This is a genomic window from Halomonas sp. DQ26W, assembly GCF_003339685.1.
In the GTDB taxonomy this organism is placed as follows: domain Bacteria; phylum Pseudomonadota; class Gammaproteobacteria; order Pseudomonadales; family Halomonadaceae; genus Halomonas.
Genome location: NZ_QPKI01000001.1, coordinates 182,202 through 199,078, shown reverse-complemented (window position 1 = coordinate 199,078; position 16,877 = coordinate 182,202). Strand labels below are relative to the sequence as shown.

At 64.0% G+C, this 16,877-nt stretch carries 17 protein-coding genes; 14 read left to right on the top strand and 3 right to left on the bottom strand.

Annotated elements, in window-relative coordinates:
• Positions 1–299 precede the first annotated feature (299 nt).
• Both DU490_RS00895 and DU490_RS00890 read left to right on the top strand, forming a co-directional pair.
• Positions 300–2,108, top strand: coding sequence for a DHH family phosphoesterase (locus tag DU490_RS00895; protein WP_114572456.1), 1,809 nt, complete (start codon positions 300–302; stop codon positions 2,106–2,108).
• Positions 2,109–2,216: 108 nt separating this feature from the next.
• A complete protein-coding gene (locus tag DU490_RS00890) occupies positions 2,217–2,834 on the top strand; it encodes a YitT family protein (RefSeq protein ID WP_114572455.1) in 618 nt (205 codons plus the stop codon).
• Here the strand turns inward: DU490_RS00890 and DU490_RS00885 are convergent.
• Complete coding sequence (locus DU490_RS00885) at positions 2,831–3,250, bottom strand: VOC family protein (RefSeq protein ID WP_114572454.1); 420 nt, start codon at positions 3,248–3,250, stop codon at positions 2,831–2,833. The two genes, DU490_RS00890 and DU490_RS00885, sit on opposite strands and share 4 nt — an antisense overlap.
• 361 nt (positions 3,251–3,611) lie before the next feature.
• On the opposite strand from DU490_RS00885, the gene DU490_RS00880 reads away from it, so the two are divergent.
• The 8 genes from DU490_RS00880 (at position 3,612) to DU490_RS00845 (ending at position 11,783) form a co-directional block, all read left to right on the top strand.
• Positions 3,612–4,943 (top strand): OmpP1/FadL family transporter, encoded by a 1,332-nt coding sequence (locus DU490_RS00880; protein ID WP_114572453.1) that lies wholly within the window; start codon positions 3,612–3,614, stop codon positions 4,941–4,943.
• 239 nt (positions 4,944–5,182) lie between these two features.
• A protein-coding gene (gene prfB / locus DU490_RS00875) for a peptide chain release factor 2 (protein WP_114572452.1) occupies positions 5,183–6,281 on the top strand; the annotation gives its coding sequence in 2 pieces (ribosomal slippage) (positions 5,183–5,257 and positions 5,259–6,281; 1,098 coding nt in all).
• 72 nt (positions 6,282–6,353) lie between these two features.
• Positions 6,354–7,904 (top strand): lysine--tRNA ligase, encoded by a 1,551-nt coding sequence (lysS, locus tag DU490_RS00870; RefSeq protein WP_114572451.1) that lies wholly within the window; start codon positions 6,354–6,356, stop codon positions 7,902–7,904.
• 262 nt (positions 7,905–8,166) lie between these two features.
• A complete protein-coding gene (locus tag DU490_RS00865; RefSeq protein WP_114572450.1) occupies positions 8,167–8,553 on the top strand; it encodes a hypothetical protein in 387 nt (128 codons plus the stop codon).
• Between the two features lie 81 nt (positions 8,554–8,634).
• Positions 8,635–10,044: an MFS transporter gene (locus DU490_RS00860; RefSeq protein WP_114572449.1), complete on the top strand. Its 1,410-nt coding sequence runs from the start codon at positions 8,635–8,637 to the stop codon at positions 10,042–10,044.
• Between the two features lie 35 nt (positions 10,045–10,079).
• Entirely contained in the window at positions 10,080–10,388 is a 309-nt protein-coding gene (locus DU490_RS00855) for a BolA family transcriptional regulator (RefSeq protein ID WP_114572448.1), read from the top strand.
• Complete coding sequence (locus tag DU490_RS00850; RefSeq protein WP_181869916.1) at positions 10,385–11,239, top strand: hypothetical protein; 855 nt, start codon at positions 10,385–10,387, stop codon at positions 11,237–11,239. Before DU490_RS00855 ends, DU490_RS00850 begins: the two co-directional genes overlap by 4 nt.
• A complete protein-coding gene (locus DU490_RS00845; RefSeq protein WP_114572447.1) occupies positions 11,232–11,783 on the top strand; it encodes a GNAT family N-acetyltransferase in 552 nt (183 codons plus the stop codon). Before DU490_RS00850 ends, DU490_RS00845 begins: the two co-directional genes overlap by 8 nt.
• 6 nt (positions 11,784–11,789) lie before the next feature.
• On the opposite strand, the gene DU490_RS00840 is transcribed toward DU490_RS00845, so the two are convergent.
• A complete protein-coding gene (locus DU490_RS00840) occupies positions 11,790–11,981 on the bottom strand; it encodes a cell division protein ZapB (protein WP_114572446.1) in 192 nt (63 codons plus the stop codon).
• Positions 11,982–12,101: 120 nt separating this feature from the next.
• Positions 12,102–12,740, bottom strand: a complete 639-nt coding sequence (gene rsmD, locus DU490_RS00835; RefSeq protein WP_114572445.1) for a 16S rRNA (guanine(966)-N(2))-methyltransferase RsmD — start codon at positions 12,738–12,740, stop codon at positions 12,102–12,104.
• 88 nt (positions 12,741–12,828) lie between these two features.
• Between rsmD and ftsY the strand changes: the two genes are divergently transcribed.
• The 4 genes from ftsY (at position 12,829) to rpoH (ending at position 16,854) form a co-directional block, all read left to right on the top strand.
• Complete coding sequence (ftsY, locus tag DU490_RS00830) at positions 12,829–14,154, top strand: signal recognition particle-docking protein FtsY (RefSeq protein ID WP_114572444.1); 1,326 nt, start codon at positions 12,829–12,831, stop codon at positions 14,152–14,154.
• Entirely contained in the window at positions 14,151–14,819 is a 669-nt protein-coding gene (ftsE, locus tag DU490_RS00825; protein WP_114572443.1) for a cell division ATP-binding protein FtsE, read from the top strand. The genes ftsY and ftsE overlap by 4 nt, the downstream gene beginning before the upstream one ends.
• Positions 14,816–15,793 (top strand): permease-like cell division protein FtsX, encoded by a 978-nt coding sequence (gene ftsX / locus DU490_RS00820; protein WP_114572442.1) that lies wholly within the window; start codon positions 14,816–14,818, stop codon positions 15,791–15,793. The genes ftsE and ftsX overlap by 4 nt, the downstream gene beginning before the upstream one ends.
• Before the next feature lie 194 nt (positions 15,794–15,987).
• Positions 15,988–16,854 (top strand): RNA polymerase sigma factor RpoH, encoded by an 867-nt coding sequence (gene rpoH / locus DU490_RS00815; RefSeq protein WP_114572441.1) that lies wholly within the window; start codon positions 15,988–15,990, stop codon positions 16,852–16,854.
• Positions 16,855–16,877 lie beyond the last annotated feature (23 nt).

Sequence of the window (16,877 nt, the reverse complement as noted above, 5' to 3'; positions counted from 1 at the left end):
GTCGCTGATTGGCTCGGGGCTGTTCCGGCGACAGGTCTTCGAGGAGGCGCTGTGAACCCATCCCTGGGCGCTACATTTGCCATCCCTGGCAAATGACCTCCTCTACGACCTGTCCCCGGCGTCCCTCGCCATGGATGCCAGCCCCGAGTGGTGCTGCAGCGCCTCCTCGGTGGTACGGCACTCCGGGACCTGTCCCCGGCGCCCCTCGCATCTGTCTGCGCCCGTAGCCTGCCGGGCAGGCGTTTGATCACTTGGCCTCGTCTCGTTTTCTGTCTCATACCGAACCACAGGAGCCACGCTTGGACGTGATTGCGCCCCCCGACCTGCATGCCCGACTCAGGCCACGGCTGCTGCCTCGGCCGCGCAACCAGGCGCTGTATGCCCGCGCCCAGGCCGAAGGCCTGACCGAACTGCAGGCCCGCGTGCTGGCCGGTCGCCTGGCCGGATACGAGGGTGAGCTGGCGCCCCTGACCCAGCCCAGCCTGCGCTATCTCGAGCACCCGGAGCGCCTCGCCGACGGCCGCCGTGCCGCGGAGCGAATCGCCCAGGCCGTGGTTGAAGGCGAGCATATCGGTATCCTTACCGACTACGATGTCGATGGCATCACCTCCCACGTGGTCATCCGACGCACCCTGGTCGAGCTGTTCGGTGTGCCCGAGGCGCGCCTGCACAGCCTGATCGGTCACCGTATCTTTGATGGTTATGGCATCAGCCTGCCGCTGGTGGAGCGCACGCTGTCGCTGAAACCGCGGCCGAGCCTGGTCATCACCGCCGACTGTGGTAGCTCCGACGAGCCGCGCATCGCCCGGCTCAAGGCGGCCGGCATCGACGTGGTGGTCAGCGACCATCACGCCCTGCCGGTGGAGGGGCCACCGGCTTCGGCCCATGCCGTCGTCAACCCGACGCGAGACGACTGCGACTATCCCGATGCCACCATCGCCGGCTGCATGGTGGCCTGGCTGGTCATGTCCCTGGCGCGCCAGGTGCTGATCGAGTGGGGTGCGCTGCCCAGCGCCACGCCCAAGCTCTCGCCCTGGCTCTCCTACGTGGCACTGGGTACCGTGGCGGACTGCGTCTCCCTGGGGGCGAGCCCGGCCAATCGCGCAGTGGTCAGCCATGGATTGACGCTGATCAATCGCATGGAGGCGGCCTGCTGGCGCGCCATGGCCGCTCGGCTGGGAGAGGACAGCACACCCTTTACCGCCGAGACGCTGGCCTTCCAGATGGGGCCACGGATCAACGCCCGCTCGCGTCTCGACGACCCCTATGAGGCACTGCACTTCATGCTCGCAGAGGAGGACGGTGCGGCGCAGCGTCATCTCGAGGTGCTGGACCAGGACAATCAGTCGCGCAAGGCAATCGAGGCCGACATGGCCGAACAGGCGCGCCTGCTGGCGGTGCCGCAGCTTGATGCCAATCAGCCGGCCATCGTAGTATTCCTCGAGGGCGGCCACGCTGGGGTGCAGGGCATCGTCGCCTCGCGCCTGGTTCAGGCCTATGGTCGGCCCGCCCTGGTGATGACCCCGGCGGCGGCCTCCGGCATGCTCACCGGCTCCGGACGCTCCATTGAGGCGCTGCACCTGCGTGATGCCTTGCAGCGTACCTTCGAGCTGGCCCCCGATTCGCTACCCCGCTTTGGCGGGCATCGTGGCGCAGCGGGGGTCGGCGTGCCGGTCGACCACTTCGACGCATTCCGTACGGCTTTCCTGGAGGCGGTGGCCGAGCAGTTGGGAGGGATCGCGCTCTTTCCCCATGTGCTCACCGACGGTAAACTGCTGCCCGCCCAGTTCGATCTGTCGACGCTGGACGAGCTGGAGAGGCTGGCCCCCTACGGACGGGAATTTGACGCCCCCCTGTTCGAAGGAGAGTTCCTGGTAGAAGCGCTACGTCCGGTGGGGGCCGACGGCAGCCACCTGATGATGACCCTCTCGGCGGGGGTGGTGAGCCTGCGGGCGATCTGGTTCCGCGCCCTGACCCCCGGCGAGCTACCGGCCTTCGGCCTGGGTGATCGGCTGCGCTGCGCCTATCGGCTCAGCCGCAACCGTTGGAAGGGGCGAGAGTCGCTGCAGTTGATGGTCGAGTATGCCGAGGCGGACGAGAGCGTCTGAAGGCGAGCTGGATCAACGTGCTCTCCCGACCCATCCGGTAAACGTCCTCTCCCGATAGCTGCTCACCGCGGTGGCTCGCGGAACTCGATGTTTCACAAGGAATGCTGCATGGATCCGCAAGATCTATCGACCGATCCTCATCGCCCCTACGAGGATGTCATGGCGATGCTGGTGGGCACGCTGTTCGTGGCGCTGGGGGTGGCCTTCTATACCCAAGCCCTACTGCTCACCGGCAGCACCGCCGGCATGGCCTTCCTGCTGCAGTACGCCACCGGCTGGCGCTTCGGTATATGGTTTTTCCTGATCAATCTACCGTTTTACTACCTGGCCGTGAAACGCATGGGCTGGTCGTTCACGCTGCGCACCTTCGTCGCCATCGGTCTCGTATCGCTGTTCTCCGAGCTGACCGGACAGTGGATCACGATCGAAAGCCTCAACCCGCTCTATGCCACCCTGATGGGGGGAAGCCTGATCGGCATCGGCATGCTGGTGCTGTTTCGTCACCGCACCAGCCTGGGAGGCATCAATATCCTGGCGCTCTACCTGCAGGGGCGCTACGGGCTGCGCGCCGGCTATGTGCAGCTCGCTATCGACGGGTTAATCATGCTTGCCGCCCTGATGGTGCTGCCGGCCGACCGAGTAGGGCTCTCGGTACTGGGGGCCGTGGCGCTCAACCTGATTATTGCCTTGAATCATAAACCCGGCCGCTATATGGGCGTTTCCTAATAATTAGGCCAGACGCCTGGCGTCGCCAGCTCGACCAGATGTCCATCGGGGTCGCGAAAGTAGATGCTTTCGCCACCGCGGGGCCAGTGGGTGCGTCCCTCGATGATCACGCCATGGTCATAGAGCTGGGCCTCCCACTTAGGCAGCGCCTCTGCTGAAATGGCGAAGGCCAGGTGGAGCCGCCCCTTGCCGTCGTGGGGCGGTATGGTGCCCATGTTATTTGGTAGCACCACGGTCTCCAGGGTTTCGCCCTGGCCGAACAGCAGTAGCACTGAGCCGGCGCCGGCATCGTAGGCGGTGAAGCGATGGTCGGCGTTGAACGCTTCGAGTCCCATCACGCCTTCGAAGAAGGCGCGTGCCCTGTCCATATCCTCCACGTAGAGCGCGGTTTCCAGGACGCCGTCGAGTCGGGGCATGCTTTTCTCCCTATTGCCGTGTTCCTTTCAGCCTAGCACCGCGTGGCTTGGCATTCACCGCCGCCGCTGACCTGGGGCGCGCCTCGGCGTGGCTCCTTGTCCTTGGTGCTGGCGGCGAGTGGCTTCTCTAGGGCATCGGCCCGGCATCGCGGATGCAGTTACCTGTATTGGCTAGAGCAATGAAAGTTCGAGGATTTAACAAGCAATTAGTCTAAAGTATGAAGCGTATAGACATTAAAACGAACGTTTGGCCTTGATCCTTGGCCCGCTTTGGGCGAAAACTGTGTTGTTAGCAGAGCATCCCGGCGAGGGTGCATTACATAACCAGCTCCAGCTCGCATCTGGAGGAGGACATCGAGACATGCATAACAAGTTCAACAAGCTTACCTGGGCCGTGGCGGTTGCCGCCGCGGCCTTCGCCAGCCAGGCCAGCGCCGGTGGTTACCAGATCAACGAACAGAGCGTCAGCGGCCAGGGCTATGGCCACGCCGGGCGCAGCTCCAACGTCAACGACGCCACCATCGTCTTCGGCAACCCGGCGGGCATGTCCTTCCTCGACCGGGCGCAGTTGACCGCGGGTGGGACCTATCTGAACGTCAATAGCCGGATTCGCAATGCCGAGGCGAGTCGAACAATCGTCAATGCTGGCCTCACAGTTGAAACTGAGGGCAGCTCTGAAGGGGATATGGTGCCGGGGACTCTGATCCCCTTTGCCTTCTATGCGCATCCCGTCAATGAGCAGCTGGCCTTTGGCTTTGGTGTCTACGCCCCGTTTGGCTCCAAGACGGATTATGAAGATGGTTTCGTTGGCCGCAACCTAGGCAACTATACCGAGCTGCGAGTGATGAGCGCTCAGCCGACAGTTTCCTATCGCTTTAACGACCAATGGGCCGTGGGTGCCGGCATTACCTATAACCGGGTAGATGGTGAACTGCACCGGCAGGTGCCAACACCCTTGGCGCCAAATGATCCGGCTTCTGATTTAGATTCTCGTGTGGAAGGTGACGACGATGCCTGGGGATATAATTTAGGCGTCATCTTCCAGCCGGTTCCTGAAACCACGTTGGGCCTTACGTATCGCTCGAAAGTCGACTACACCCTTACTGGTAGCTACAGGGCAACCGATCCCGATGGGTCTGTGGCTATCAATCCTAGTACACTCGAGCCGCTGGAGGACAACGCACGCTTGAATCTGGTAACGCCAGAAACCATCAACTTCTCCGTGACCCAGCAGATGAGCGACCGCTTGAAGCTGATGGCGGGTGCCTCCTGGGTTCGCTGGAGTCGCTTCGATGAAATCCATGTGACCAATGATGCGGGCGACACGATCACTCGGGAAAATCAGGATTACTCGAATGCCTGGGCCTATGGCGTGGGCGGCGAGTACCAGCTCAATCCGCAGCTGGCGCTGCGTGCCGGTGTGACCCTGGACTTCACGCCTACTAGCGATGAATTTCGCAGCGCACGAATCCCCTCCGATGATCGCCGTATCTTCTCGATTGGCGCCGGCTGGACGCCCATGGACAATCTGACGGTCGACCTTGCTTACTCCTATCTGACTGAGCGCAGTACGCAAGTTGATCAAACACGGACGGATCATGCTGACACTGGAGCAGAAACTGAGTTGGCTTACACCGCGGACTACAAGAACGAGGCCCATGGCTTCGGCGCGCAGCTGACCTATCGCTTCTGAGTCAGTCGAGTGTTTGACTTGAAGTAAGCGTTCGTTCAAGGCCCGGCAGCTGCCGGGCCTTTCAGGTTAAGTTTCCAAGGCCGCTCCGTCTACTAAGCATGCCGCTGGCACCTGCTCTGCAAGGATGCGCCCTAACGGCAAGTTCGCTACAATAAGCGCCTTTTCCGTGCCGTGCGCCCTCAGGCTCATATCCACCAGGCGGCGGCCGTTTTTCTCATGCGATTCAGGCGAGCGAGCCCATGCTGGAAACCAACCCGATTCACAACCTCATCAAGGACCTGTCCGAGCGGACAGACGTCCTGAGGGGGTATCTTTGACTATGCCGAACGCAAGGATCGGTTAGAGGAAGTCACCCGCGAGCTGGAAGACCCCGCCGTCTGGAACGACCCGGACTACGCCCAGAAACTCGGCAAGGAACGCGCCTCGCTGGAGCAGATCGTCCAGACCATCGACGAGCTTGACCAGGGCCTGGCGGACAGCCGCGACCTGCTCGAACTGGCTGAGATGGAAGCGGACGAGGACACCGTGGCCGAGGTCGAGAAGGAGCTGAGCGGTCTTAACGCCAGCCTCGAGAAGCTCGAGTTTCGGCGCATGTTCTCCGGCGAGATGGATGAGAACAACGCCTACCTGGATATCCAGGCCGGCTCCGGTGGCACCGAGGCTCAGGACTGGGCCAACATGCTGCTGCGCATGTACCTTCGCTGGTGTGAGCACCATGGTTTCAAGGCCGAGATCACCGAGGTGTCGGCTGGCGACGTGGCGGGCATCAAGTCGGCTTCGTTACATGTGCAGGGCGACTACGCCTTTGGCTGGCTGCGTACCGAGACCGGCGTGCATCGCCTGGTGCGCAAGAGCCCCTTCGACTCCGGCGGTCGTCGTCACACCTCCTTCGCCTCGGTGTTCCTGTCGCCGGAAGTGGACGACAGCTTCGAGGTCGAGATCAATCCGGCGGATCTGCGCACCGACACCTATCGTTCCAGCGGCGCGGGTGGCCAGCACGTCAATACCACCGACTCGGCCGTGCGTATCACCCACGAGCCCACCGGTATCGTGGTGGCCTGCCAGAGCCAACGCAGCCAGCACGCCAACCGCGACTTCGCCATGAAGCAGCTCAAGGCGAAGCTGTGGGAACACGAGATGCAGAAGCGCAACGCCGCCAAGCAGGAGGCCGAGGATTCCAAGGCCGATATCGGCTGGGGTAGCCAGATACGCTCCTATGTCCTCGACGACCAGCGCATCAAGGATCTGCGCACCGGCGTGCAGACCAGCAATTGCGACAAGGTGCTGGATGGCGATCTGGACCAGTTTATCGTCGCCAGCCTCAAGCAGGGCCTATAGCCTGCTGCGCTCGACGATACGGCGCCAGACGCGTCTTTGATACCGCACACGATATTGCCAACAGGTAGTGATATGGCCAACGAGAGCTCTTCACCGGATAGCCCGCAGCACGACGAGAACCGCCTGATCGCCGAGCGACGCGCCAAGCTGGCCGATCGCCGCAAGCTGGCCGGCTTGCGCGGCGAGAGTGCCTTCCCCAACGACTTCCGCCGTGACAGCCAGGCCGCCGAGCTGATCGCCGAACTCGGCGACAAGGACAAGGAGGCGCTGGAGGCGCTGGGGCGCGAGGCCGCCGTGGCCGGGCGCATCATGCGCAAGCGCGGCCCCTTCCTGGTCATTCAGGACACTACGGGGCAGATCCAGCTCTATATCGACAAGAAGGGGCTTCCGGTGGACGTGCTGGAAGACATCAAGGGCTGGGATATCGGCGACATCGTGGCCGGCCGTGGTCCGGTACACAAGTCTGGCAAGGGTGATCTCTACGTGATGCTGGCCGAGGCCAGGCTGTTGACCAAGAGCCTGCGTCCTTTGCCCGACAAGTTCCATGGCCTGACCGACATGGAGGCGCGCTACCGCCAGCGCTACGTCGACCTGATCATGAACCCCGACTCGCGCAGGGTGTTCGAGACCCGGGCCGGGGTGATCAGCGCCATGCGCCGCTTCTTCGAGGAGCGAGGCTTCATGGAGGTGGAAACTCCCATGCTGCAGCCGATTCCCGGCGGCGCCGCCGCGCGTCCCTTCATCACCCACCACAACGCGCTGGACATCGACATGTACCTGCGCATCGCGCCGGAGCTCTACCTCAAGCGCCTGGTGGTGGGCGGCTTCGAGCGGGTCTTCGAGATCAATCGCAACTTCCGTAACGAGGGGCTATCCACACGGCACAACCCTGAGTTCACCATGATCGAGTTCTATCAGGCCCATGCGAACCACAACGACCTGATGGACCTCACCGAGGAGATGCTGCGCAGCGTGGCCCAACAGGTGCTGGGCACCACCACCGTGGTCAACACCGTGCGAAATAGCGAGGGCGAGGTGCTCGAGTCCTTCGAGTATGACTTCGGCAGCCCGCTGAAGCGGATCACGGTGTTCGACGCCATCCTCGAAGTCAACCCCGACATCCACGCCGAGGCACTGGCCGACGCTTCCGCCGCGCGCCAGATCGCCGAGCGGTTGGACATCGACGTCAAGGATGGCTGGGGGCTCGGCAAGATTCAGATCGAGATCTTCGAGAAGACCGTCGAGCACCGCCTGAAGCAGCCGACCTTCATCACCGAATATCCCACCGAGGTAAGCCCGCTGGCGCGGCGCAAGGACAGCGATCCCTTCGTCACCGAGCGCTTCGAGTTCTTCGTCGGTGGGCGCGAGATCGCCAACGGCTTCTCGGAGCTCAACGACGCCGAGGATCAGGCCGAGCGCTTCCGCGAGCAAGCGGCGGAGAAGGAGGCCGGCGACCTGGAGGCGATGTACTATGATGCCGACTACGTGCGTGCGCTGGAGTACGGCATGCCGCCCACCGCCGGCGAAGGCATCGGCATCGACCGCCTGGTGATGCTGTTCACCGACAGCGCCTCGATCCGGGATGTGCTGCTGTTCCCGGCCATGCGCCCTGAAGGTGATTGAAGGGCTCCGGCAAGTCCCGGTTGGCTCCTGGCGCTGATGCAAGCAGTAAACATGGCCGGTCGCGGGCCGCCGGGGGCAGGGCTACGAGGAGGCGCTGTGAACCCATCCATGGGCGCTACATTTGCCATCCCTGGCAAATGACCTCCTCTTCGCCCTGCCCCCGGCTCTGGTCGGTAGTGGCATTGAGCGAAAAGCAGAAGTATTGGTAAGCAGCGGCAGTAGCACCCATAATGATCACCGTTTCGACGTCGAGGAGACCGTGATGAAACTGCTCAACCGCTCCGCCCTGAGCGTCAGACCCACCCGGCATTTCGTGGAATGGATCAATGCGCTGGAACCCACGGTGGGGGACGACGACCTCACCCTGGCCGACGTCGAACGCGAAAGTACCGTCTACCTGATTCCCGAGATGGACACGCCCGAGGCGCTGGAAGCCTTCGTCCGTGAACGCTACCTCGAGATCCTCGAGACTGAGCTGCGGGCCTGGGAAGAGGACGAGCGGCAGTGGCCCGAGTCCGTTAACTGGGAACTGTTCCAGCGTTTTCTGCAGGTCGAGCACAGTTACCTGGCCATCGATCTGGACAATGAAGCGGCGCTGGAAATCTCCGAAGTTGACGATTCACTGTTGTTGGAAACCGATCAAGATTGAGCACTGGCCCTGTGGCTGGCGCATGGTGAAACCGGCTGCGGCCGGTTTTCTCGTTATTGACGCCGCAGTGATGGAAAGAGGATGAGCCGACTCTTCGAAACTCGACCTGGCGATGATGGGTTGCCTGGCCCCGAGCGGCGCCTGGCGGTCCTGGCGCTGGTTCTCGGTACGCTGATGGCGGTGGTGGATACCACCATGATCAACCTGGCACTGCCTTCGATTGCGCGCGACCTGGAGATATCGGCCGCGCGTGCCGTCTGGGTTTCCAACCTCTACCAGATCGTCTGCGCTGCCTTCCTGCTGGTGTTCGCCTCCTTCAGCGAGATGGTCAGCCGTCGTCGTCTGTACGTAGCGGGCCTGGCTCTGTTCGTGGTGGCCTCGTTGGGCGCCGCCCTGTCCCGAAGTCTCGAGCTGCTGCTGATGTTTCGTGCGCTGCAGGGGCTGGGTGCCGCCGCGACGCTCTCCATCGGCCCCTCGCTCTATCGATCCATCTTCCCCACCCGGCTGCTGGGCTCCGCGCTCGGCTTGAGTGCGCTGATCGTGGCCGGTGGCTATGCCTCCGGTCCGGCACTGGGCGGCTTGGTGTTGTCGGTGGCCAACTGGCCCTGGCTCTTTGCCCTGCATATTCCGCTGGGCCTCTGTTCGCTGTGGTTGGCGTGGCGGGCGCTACCTCGGGAGCCGGGCAGGCGGGGCGGTTTCGATGGTCGCGGAGCGCTGGGCTCCGTGATCATGCTTGGCAGTTTCTTCCTGGCCCTTGACGCCCTGGGGCACAATGCGCCGGCCTGGCAGTGGCTGGGCTGGCTTGCGGTGAGCCTGGCGGCCGGCTACCTGTTCCTGCGTCGTCAGCGCCACGCCAGTCATCCCCTGCTTCCGCCGAGACTTTTCAAGGAGCCTCGCTTCAGCCTTGCGGTGACTGCATCGGGACTCGCCTTCGTCGGTCAGGGGCTGGCCTTCGTGGCGCTGTCGTTCCTCTACCAGCAGGAGATGGGCTTCACGCCACTGCAGACGGCCTGGCTGTTCACTCCCTGGCCGCTAGCCATCATGCTGGTGGGCCCCTTTGCCGGTCGACTGGCAGACAAAGTCAACCCCAGCATCCTGGCCAATGCCGGGCTGTTACTACTGCTGTCGGGCCTGGCCTCGCTGGCGATGCTGAAGAGTGATGCCGGTGTGGTGGATAGCCTGTGGCGTACGGCACTTTGCGGTCTGGGCTTCGGCCTGTTCCAACCACCCAACAATCGCGAGATGATGACCAGTGCTCCCCGGGAGCTGAGCACCGCCGCCTCGGGAGTGTTGAGCACCACGCGAACCGTGGGGCAGTCGCTCGGCGTGGCACTGGTAGGCACCTTCCTGGCCGCGAACGCGCCGGTGCAGGCCACGCTTTGGGTGGGCTGCGCGACCTGCATCCTGGCGCTGGCCGCCAGCCTTGCTCGAATGCCGCTTGCCGGCGCCGCCCAGGCGAGCCCGCGGCAGACGTCGTCACCGCCTAGATAGTACAATGCTTTCTCATCCTTCTCGGTGGAGCCCACATGAGTATCCAGGCCGATATCGAAGCGAAGCTGCAGGCCCTAGAGCCCACGTTTCTGGCGGTGGAGAACGAGAGCCACCGGCACGCAGTTCCGGCGAATTCCGAGACCCACTTCAAGGTCACGCTGGTATCAGAACAGTTCCAGGGGCTGATGCCAGTCAAGCGCCATCAGCGGCTCTATGCGGAACTGTCCGATGAACTTGCCGGGCCGGTGCATGCCCTGGCACTGCATTTGTATACTCCGGCCGAGTGGGCGGTTCGCGGCGGTGCTAGGCCCGACTCTCCCAACTGTCGCGGCGGCAGCGCGTGACACCCGAGCCGCAGCGCCTGCAGTATCTGGAAGCCATGGGTCTGACCGCCTGGGTGGCCCGATATCGGCTGCCCAACGCCCGGCCTTCCGAAGCGTGCGAGTGGGCGCTGCCTGTGCCGCCCGCCGCGACACCGCCCGCTGAGCGCCTTCATGCGTTGCTGGAGGACGCCGAGCCGCAAGCGGCGAAGCAGCCTGCCAGCATAGCTTCTCCACCGCCCTCGCTGCGGGCCGCGCAGCCCGGCCGAGCCCGGCTGTTGCTGAGTGGCGACGGCATGGAAGCTGGCGTCGGCACGGATGCGGACGCTTCAGCAGCCGCCCCACCCAGTGAGGCGACGGCTAACCAGGTGCCGCTGCGCTTTTCCTTGCAGGTGGCGTGCCTGGACGACCGGTGGTTGCTGCTGATGCCGGGGAACGAGCCGCCAGCGGAAGTGCATCTGAACCTTCTCCTCAATCTGTTACGCGCTGCCGGTATCTTCCCGGCACGCCCCCCCCGCTTCCAAGGCTTCCGCTGGCCTCCGGTGGAGGGGCTTCCAGCGGAGTCGCCGCTTGAAGAAGCGAGGGAGGGGGTGCAGGCCTTTATCGCGGGGGCGGATCGGCATGGCTGGGCGCCGGAGCGTGTGCTGCTTTTCGGTAGCGACGAGACACTTGACCGGGTATTGAATCTAAAAGGCGCGCATTGCGAACTGCTGGACCTGCCTGGTTGGCAGGGGCCTGGGCTCGATGTGCTGGTCAGCAGCGGCGAGGCCAAGCGCGCCCTGTTGCCATCGCTGGTAACCTGGCGTAAGGCTTGGCACGGTGAGCGGGAAGCGCCGTCTTTAAGTGCAACTGGCGGAGCCCCGAACGATGACTGAAGGAGTGTTCCGCCGCCTGGGCATAGCCGATCTGACTCGCCTGGTAGTGCTGGAGCAGGCCAGGCCCCGTCCCTGGACCCGTAGCCAGCTCGAAAAAATCCTGACTGATGAAACAGTCTGCGTCCTGGGTGTCGAAGTAGAGGGGCAACTCGCTGGACATGCCGTTGCGGCTCGCCTGCCCTTCGAAACAGAACTCCAGGCCATGCTGGTGGCGCCGGCCATGCGTCGACGCGGCCTGGCGACAAGCCTGCTGACGGTAGTGATCGATCAGGCGCTGCGCTGGGAAAGCGAGCGACTGCTGCTGGAGGTGAGGGCAAGCAATTCAGGCGCCATTGCCCTGTATCGCAAGGCGGGCTTCGATGAGGATGGCAGGCGTCGAGGCTACTATCCTGGTCTTGAAACCTCTGCCTCTGCCTCTGCACCCGCGGCCGAACCGCGAGCCGGCGGGGGCGTCGCTAAGTTGACAGGGGCTGGGCCAGGAGTGGCGTCTAGCGCCGGCGCGGGACGGGAGGATGCGTTGCTGATGTCGCGCCGGCTATTGTAGGCTAGCTCAGCCGTTGCTCGTTTCCACCTCATCGAATTTGCCCAGCAGGGCGGTGAGCCGACGCTCCCACTCCTCGCGTTCCTGCTTGAGTCGGTTGTTCTCCTCGCGCAGTTCCTCGGCTTCCATCTTCAGCAACTCCAGTGTCTCGACGGCGCTGGCGACTTTCTGTTCGAGCCGATTGAAGAGTTCGGTGCTCATTCTGTTCTCCTGAAAAGACGTCCTGTGCGGCGAACCCATGTCCGTCGCTGATCTCCGACGCGCAGCGTAACGCCGCTGGCTGTGGCTCGGCAAGCGTTGCCGAAAGGCAACGCTGAAGCGTCAACTGCGGGCGGTCGTCAGCCGTCGATAAAGCCGCCCGGTGCTATCCCCGGCGCGCACCTCGCGGTGCAGTTGCCAGCTATCCGGCACCTGGGGGTCGAGCTCCGATTCGGTTTCCAGATAGATGTAGGCTGCTTCCGCCAGCCAGCCACGCTCCAGCCGCTCGCAGCAGGGCTGGGCCAACTGTTGGCGAAAGGGTGGGTCGAGAAACACCAGTGTAAATGGCGTGCTGGCGTCGGCGGGCGGTGTGTCGAGAAAGGCGAGTGCATCGTCGGTGACCACGCGGCCGCGCTGTTCGGCCCCCAGGGTAACGACGTTGGTGCGCAGCGCCTGGGCCACGCGGACATCGCGCTCGACAAACAGTGTCTCACGGGCGCCACGGGAGAGCGCTTCCAGGCCCAGCGCCCCGGTGCCGGCGAAGAGGTCCAGCACCCGCGCACCGGGGGTGGTCATCACCAGCCAGTTGAACAGCGTCTCCCGTACCCGGTCGGGGGTCGGGCGTAAGCCGGGGCTGTCCAGCACCGGCAATAGGCGGCGGCGAAACTCGCCGCCGATGAGGCGAAGGCGACCGCCGCTCTTGTCCTGGCGGGTATCGCAGGTGGAGCGGCGGGGACGGGGAGGTGGACGGCGGCGTGTCATGGCCGAATTGTACCTGTCGACTTGTCCACAGTCATGGTGCGCGGTGGTAGGATGTAGCGATCATTCACCCGTGAGGCTGAATTCCCCCATGTTCGGTATTTTCAAGCGCAAGAAGCAGCAAGAAGAGCAGTCCCGGCCAACGCAGTCGGAGCACCTGGCCGAGGAAGAGGCATCGGCAACTCCAGCCCCGACGGCTGAGGAAGCCTCCCCCGAGTCAGCTTCTTCGGGGCCGGCCCCTTCGGAGCCGGCAATCATTGAAGGACAGCGGCCCGAGGAGGTCGCCATGGCCGGCCCTGCCGCTGACGAGGCGCTTGCCCACACAGAAGCGGTCGAGGAAGTCAGCCGAGACGAGGAGAATGCCGCGCTACGCGACGAAGCGCTGGCACCTGTCACGGCCGAGCCCGCTGCAGCGGCCGAGCCCGAGCCGGGCCGCACGCCTTTGCAGGAAAAACCGGCTGCCGAGAAAAAGGGCTGGTTCGCACGTATTCGCTCAGGCCTGGGCAAGACCCGCGCCAATCTTACCGATGGTATCGCCGGGCTCTTCTTGGGAAAGAAACAGATCGACGACGAGTTGATCGAGGATCTCGAGACCCAGCTGTTGATGGCCGATGTCGGTATCGAGGCCACCACCGAGATCATCGACCGGCTCACCGAACGCGTCTCGCGCAAGGAGCTCAAGGATCCCCAGGCACTTTACCGGGCCCTGCAGGACGAGTTGACCGTGATGCTTGACGTGGTGGCACAGCCGCTGGCATTGCCACCCAAGGGTGAGGGCCCCTTCGTGATCCTGGTGGTGGGGGTCAACGGTGTGGGCAAAACCACTACCATCGGCAAGCTGACCCAGCGTTTTCAGCGCGAGGGCAGAAGCGTGATGCTGGCTGCCGGCGATACCTTTCGTGCCGCCGCGGTGGAGCAGCTCAAGGTGTGGGGCGAGCGCAACAGTGTGCCGGTGATCGCCCAGCACACCGGGGCCGACAGCGCATCGGTGATCTTTGACGCCGTCGCCGCGGCCAAGGCGCGTAAGGTTGACGTGCTGATCGCCGATACGGCCGGCCGGTTGCACAACAAGGGCCACTTGATGGAGGAGCTCAAGAAGGTGCACCGGGTCATGGGCAAGCTGGACGACACGGCGCCCCACGAGGTGATGCTGGTGCTCGATGCCGGCACCGGCCAGAACGCGCTTTCCCAGGCCGCTACCTTCAACGAGGCCGTGCCGGTGACCGGGATTACCCTGACAAAGCTCGACGGGACCGCCAAGGGCGGCATCATCTTCGCCCTGGCCAAACAGCTAGGTACGCCTATCCGCTACATCGGCGTGGGCGAGAACCTGGACGATCTGCGCCCCTTTGCGGCCCGGGACTTCGTTGACGCCCTCTTTGACCAGGACAACGATAGCGACGCTGCTTCCGCATGATCGTCTTCGAACACGTGGGGAAGCGTTACGGCGGGCGTTTCGACGCCCTGGCCAATCTCGACTTCCGCGTGGAACGGGGCGAGATGGTCTTTCTCACCGGCCACTCCGGGGCCGGCAAGAGTTCGTTGCTGCGCCTGATCATGCGCCTGGAGCGGCCGACCCGGGGCCGGGTTCTGGTGGCCGGCCACGATATTGCCCGGCTGCACGCCAGCCAGGTGCCGTTCTACCGTCGCCAGATCGGCGTGGTCTTCCAAGACCACCAACTGCTGCTGGACCGCTCCATCTATCACAACGTGGCACTGCCGCTCGAAATTCGCGGCGTCGAACCCCGTGAGGCCGCACGCCGGGTGCGGGCGGCGTTGGGCAAGGTCGGCCTGCTGCATCGCGAGAAGGCGTTGCCCATCGAGCTTTCCGGCGGAGAGCAGCAGCGGGTGGGTATCGCCCGAGCGGTGGTCAACAAACCGTCGCTGTTGCTGGCTGATGAGCCTACCGGCAACCTCGATCCGCAGCTTTCCGCTGACATCATGGCGCTGTTCGAGGACTTCAACCGCATCGGCACCACGGTGGTGATCGCCAGCCACGACCTGGCGTTGATCACCCGGCTGCGGCATCGAATGTTGCGGCTGCGGGATGGTCGGCTGGTAGCTGACGAGGAAGCCGCATGAGCCGCGACGCCGCCCGTCTGCCACCACGCGGGGCGCGCAGCCAGGGGCCGCGTACCGGCAGTCGGCTGCGCGCCTGGGGGCGCCATCATCGCGCCATGTGTCTGGACAGCGCCCGGCGGCTATTCAAGCATCCGGTGGGCAGCCTGCTGACCATGCTGGCCATCGCCATCGCCCTGGTGTTGCCGGCGGCCCTGTGGCTTACGCTGGACAGCGCTCGGCTGCTCGACGCCGAGCTGGAAGAGAGTGCTACCCTGACGGTCTATCTGGCACACCAGGTCAACGAAGCCCAGGCCGGCCGCATCGACGAAGCCATCGGTGCCCACGAGGGGGTGGCGCGTACGCGCCTGATCACCGCGGCCGAGGGGATGGCCGAGTTCCAGCAGGCGCTGGGCCTGGCCGATGCGCTGGGTCGTCTCGACGACAATCCACTGCCGGCAAGCGTGGTGGTGACACCGTTGGACCCGACGCCGGAGGCGGTCAGGGAGCTGGCCGAGTCCTTGCAGGAGATGACCGGGGTGGATGAAGTGCGCCTCGACCTGGCCTGGCTCGAGCGGCTGCGCCACCTGGCCGAACTCGGCAGTCGCGTGGCCCTGGCGCTGGGCGTGCTGTTCGGGCTCGGCGTGCTGCTGGTGGTGGGCAACACCATTCGACTGGCGGTGGAGAGTCGTCGCCGGGAAATCGAGGTGGTGATGCTGATCGGCGCGACCCACGCCTTCGTGCGCCGCCCCTTTCTGTATAGCGGTGCCTGGTACGGCCTGGGAGGTGGCCTGCTCGCCTGGGGGCTCCTGGGCCTCGGCAGCGAGTGGCTGGCAGCCCCTGTCAGCGCCCTGGCGGCCAGCTATGGTGCCACCTTCCGGCTACCCCAGTTGGGTGTCGCGGGCTCGGCAACGCTGCTGATCTGCAGTACACTATTGGGCTGGCTGGGTGCCTGGATCGCTGTGAGCCGCCACCTCGCGGAGGTTCGGCCGCGGTAAAGAGCGGAGGTTCGGCCGCGGTAAAGAGCGGAGGTTCGGCTGTGATAAACGTTTGTGTATTGACTTGCTGGCACAGACAGGCCCGCGGAATCTGCCACGCTAGCCAATAAATACGGAACATTCTGTGGTCGTGGTCGTCCAACATGGCGATCACGAACAGTACGCACCAAGGTTTCGAAGGAGACAACCTGCATATGAGCACCAGTCTTCTACCGGTGGGACAGCTATCGCCGGGTCATGACCTCAACGGGTATATCCAGGCGGTAAACGGCATTCCGATGCTGACCGCCGATGAGGAGCGCGAACTCGCCTTTCGTCTGTATGACGAGGGCGACCTAGAAGCGGCGCGCCGTCTGGTGTTGTCTCATCTGCGCTTCGTCGTGCATATCGCGCGAAGTTATTCAGGTTACGGCCTGCCCCAGGCCGATCTCATCCAGGAAGGCAATGTCGGCTTGATGAAGGCGGTCAAGCGCTTCGACCCGAACCAGGGCGTACGGCTGGTCTCCTTTGCGGTGCACTGGATCAAGGCGGAAATCCACGAGTTCGTGCTGCGCAACTGGCGGATCGTCAAAATTGCCACCACCAAGGCCCAGCGCAAGTTGTTCTTCAACCTGCGCAGCGCCAAGAAGCGCCTGGCCTGGCTGAACAATGACGAAGTCGACGCCATTGCCAAGGATTTGGACGTCAAGCCGGAGGTCGTGCGCGAGATGGAAGGCCGTCTTTCAGCACACGATGCTGGCTTCGATGCCTCACCCAGCGACGATGAAGAGTCCACTTACCAGTCACCTGCACACTACCTGGACGATGCCGGCTCCGATCCGGCCACCCAGATCGAGGACAGCGACTGGGAGGGCGATGCCAGTCGCCGGCTGAAGCTTGCCCTCGAGGCGCTGGACGAGCGCTCCCGCGACATCCTGCAGCGCCGCTGGCTGGCCGAGAGAAAGGCCACCCTGCACGACTTGGCCGACGTATACGGCGTCTCTGCCGAGCGCATTCGTCAGCTCGAGAAGAACGCCATGAAGAAGATCCGCCTGCAACTGGGTGACACACTGGCCGCTTGAGTCGCGTCGGTCTTGCGTGCATC

Bases quoted from the DNA above. Each gene is read 5' to 3' on its own strand.
- DU490_RS00890 (WP_114572455.1), top strand. From the start codon at position 2,217: ATGGATCCGCAAGATCTATCGACCGATCCTCATCGCCCCTACGAGGAT.
- DU490_RS00885 (WP_114572454.1), bottom strand. From the start codon at position 3,250: ATGCCCCGACTCGACGGCGTCCTGGAAACCGCGCTCTACGTGGAGGAT.
- DU490_RS00880 (WP_114572453.1), top strand. From the start codon at position 3,612: ATGCATAACAAGTTCAACAAGCTTACCTGGGCCGTGGCGGTTGCCGCC.
- lysS (WP_114572451.1), top strand. From the start codon at position 6,354: ATGGCCAACGAGAGCTCTTCACCGGATAGCCCGCAGCACGACGAGAAC.
- DU490_RS00865 (WP_114572450.1), top strand. From the start codon at position 8,167: ATGAAACTGCTCAACCGCTCCGCCCTGAGCGTCAGACCCACCCGGCAT.
- DU490_RS00860 (WP_114572449.1), top strand. From the start codon at position 8,635: ATGAGCCGACTCTTCGAAACTCGACCTGGCGATGATGGGTTGCCTGGC.
- DU490_RS00855 (WP_114572448.1), top strand. From the start codon at position 10,080: ATGAGTATCCAGGCCGATATCGAAGCGAAGCTGCAGGCCCTAGAGCCC.
- DU490_RS00845 (WP_114572447.1), top strand. From the start codon at position 11,232: ATGACTGAAGGAGTGTTCCGCCGCCTGGGCATAGCCGATCTGACTCGC.
- DU490_RS00840 (WP_114572446.1), bottom strand. From the start codon at position 11,981: ATGAGCACCGAACTCTTCAATCGGCTCGAACAGAAAGTCGCCAGCGCC.
- rsmD (WP_114572445.1), bottom strand. From the start codon at position 12,740: ATGACACGCCGCCGTCCACCTCCCCGTCCCCGCCGCTCCACCTGCGAT.
- ftsY (WP_114572444.1), top strand. From the start codon at position 12,829: ATGTTCGGTATTTTCAAGCGCAAGAAGCAGCAAGAAGAGCAGTCCCGG.
- ftsE (WP_114572443.1), top strand. From the start codon at position 14,151: ATGATCGTCTTCGAACACGTGGGGAAGCGTTACGGCGGGCGTTTCGAC.
- ftsX (WP_114572442.1), top strand. From the start codon at position 14,816: ATGAGCCGCGACGCCGCCCGTCTGCCACCACGCGGGGCGCGCAGCCAG.
- rpoH (WP_114572441.1), top strand. From the start codon at position 15,988: ATGAGCACCAGTCTTCTACCGGTGGGACAGCTATCGCCGGGTCATGAC.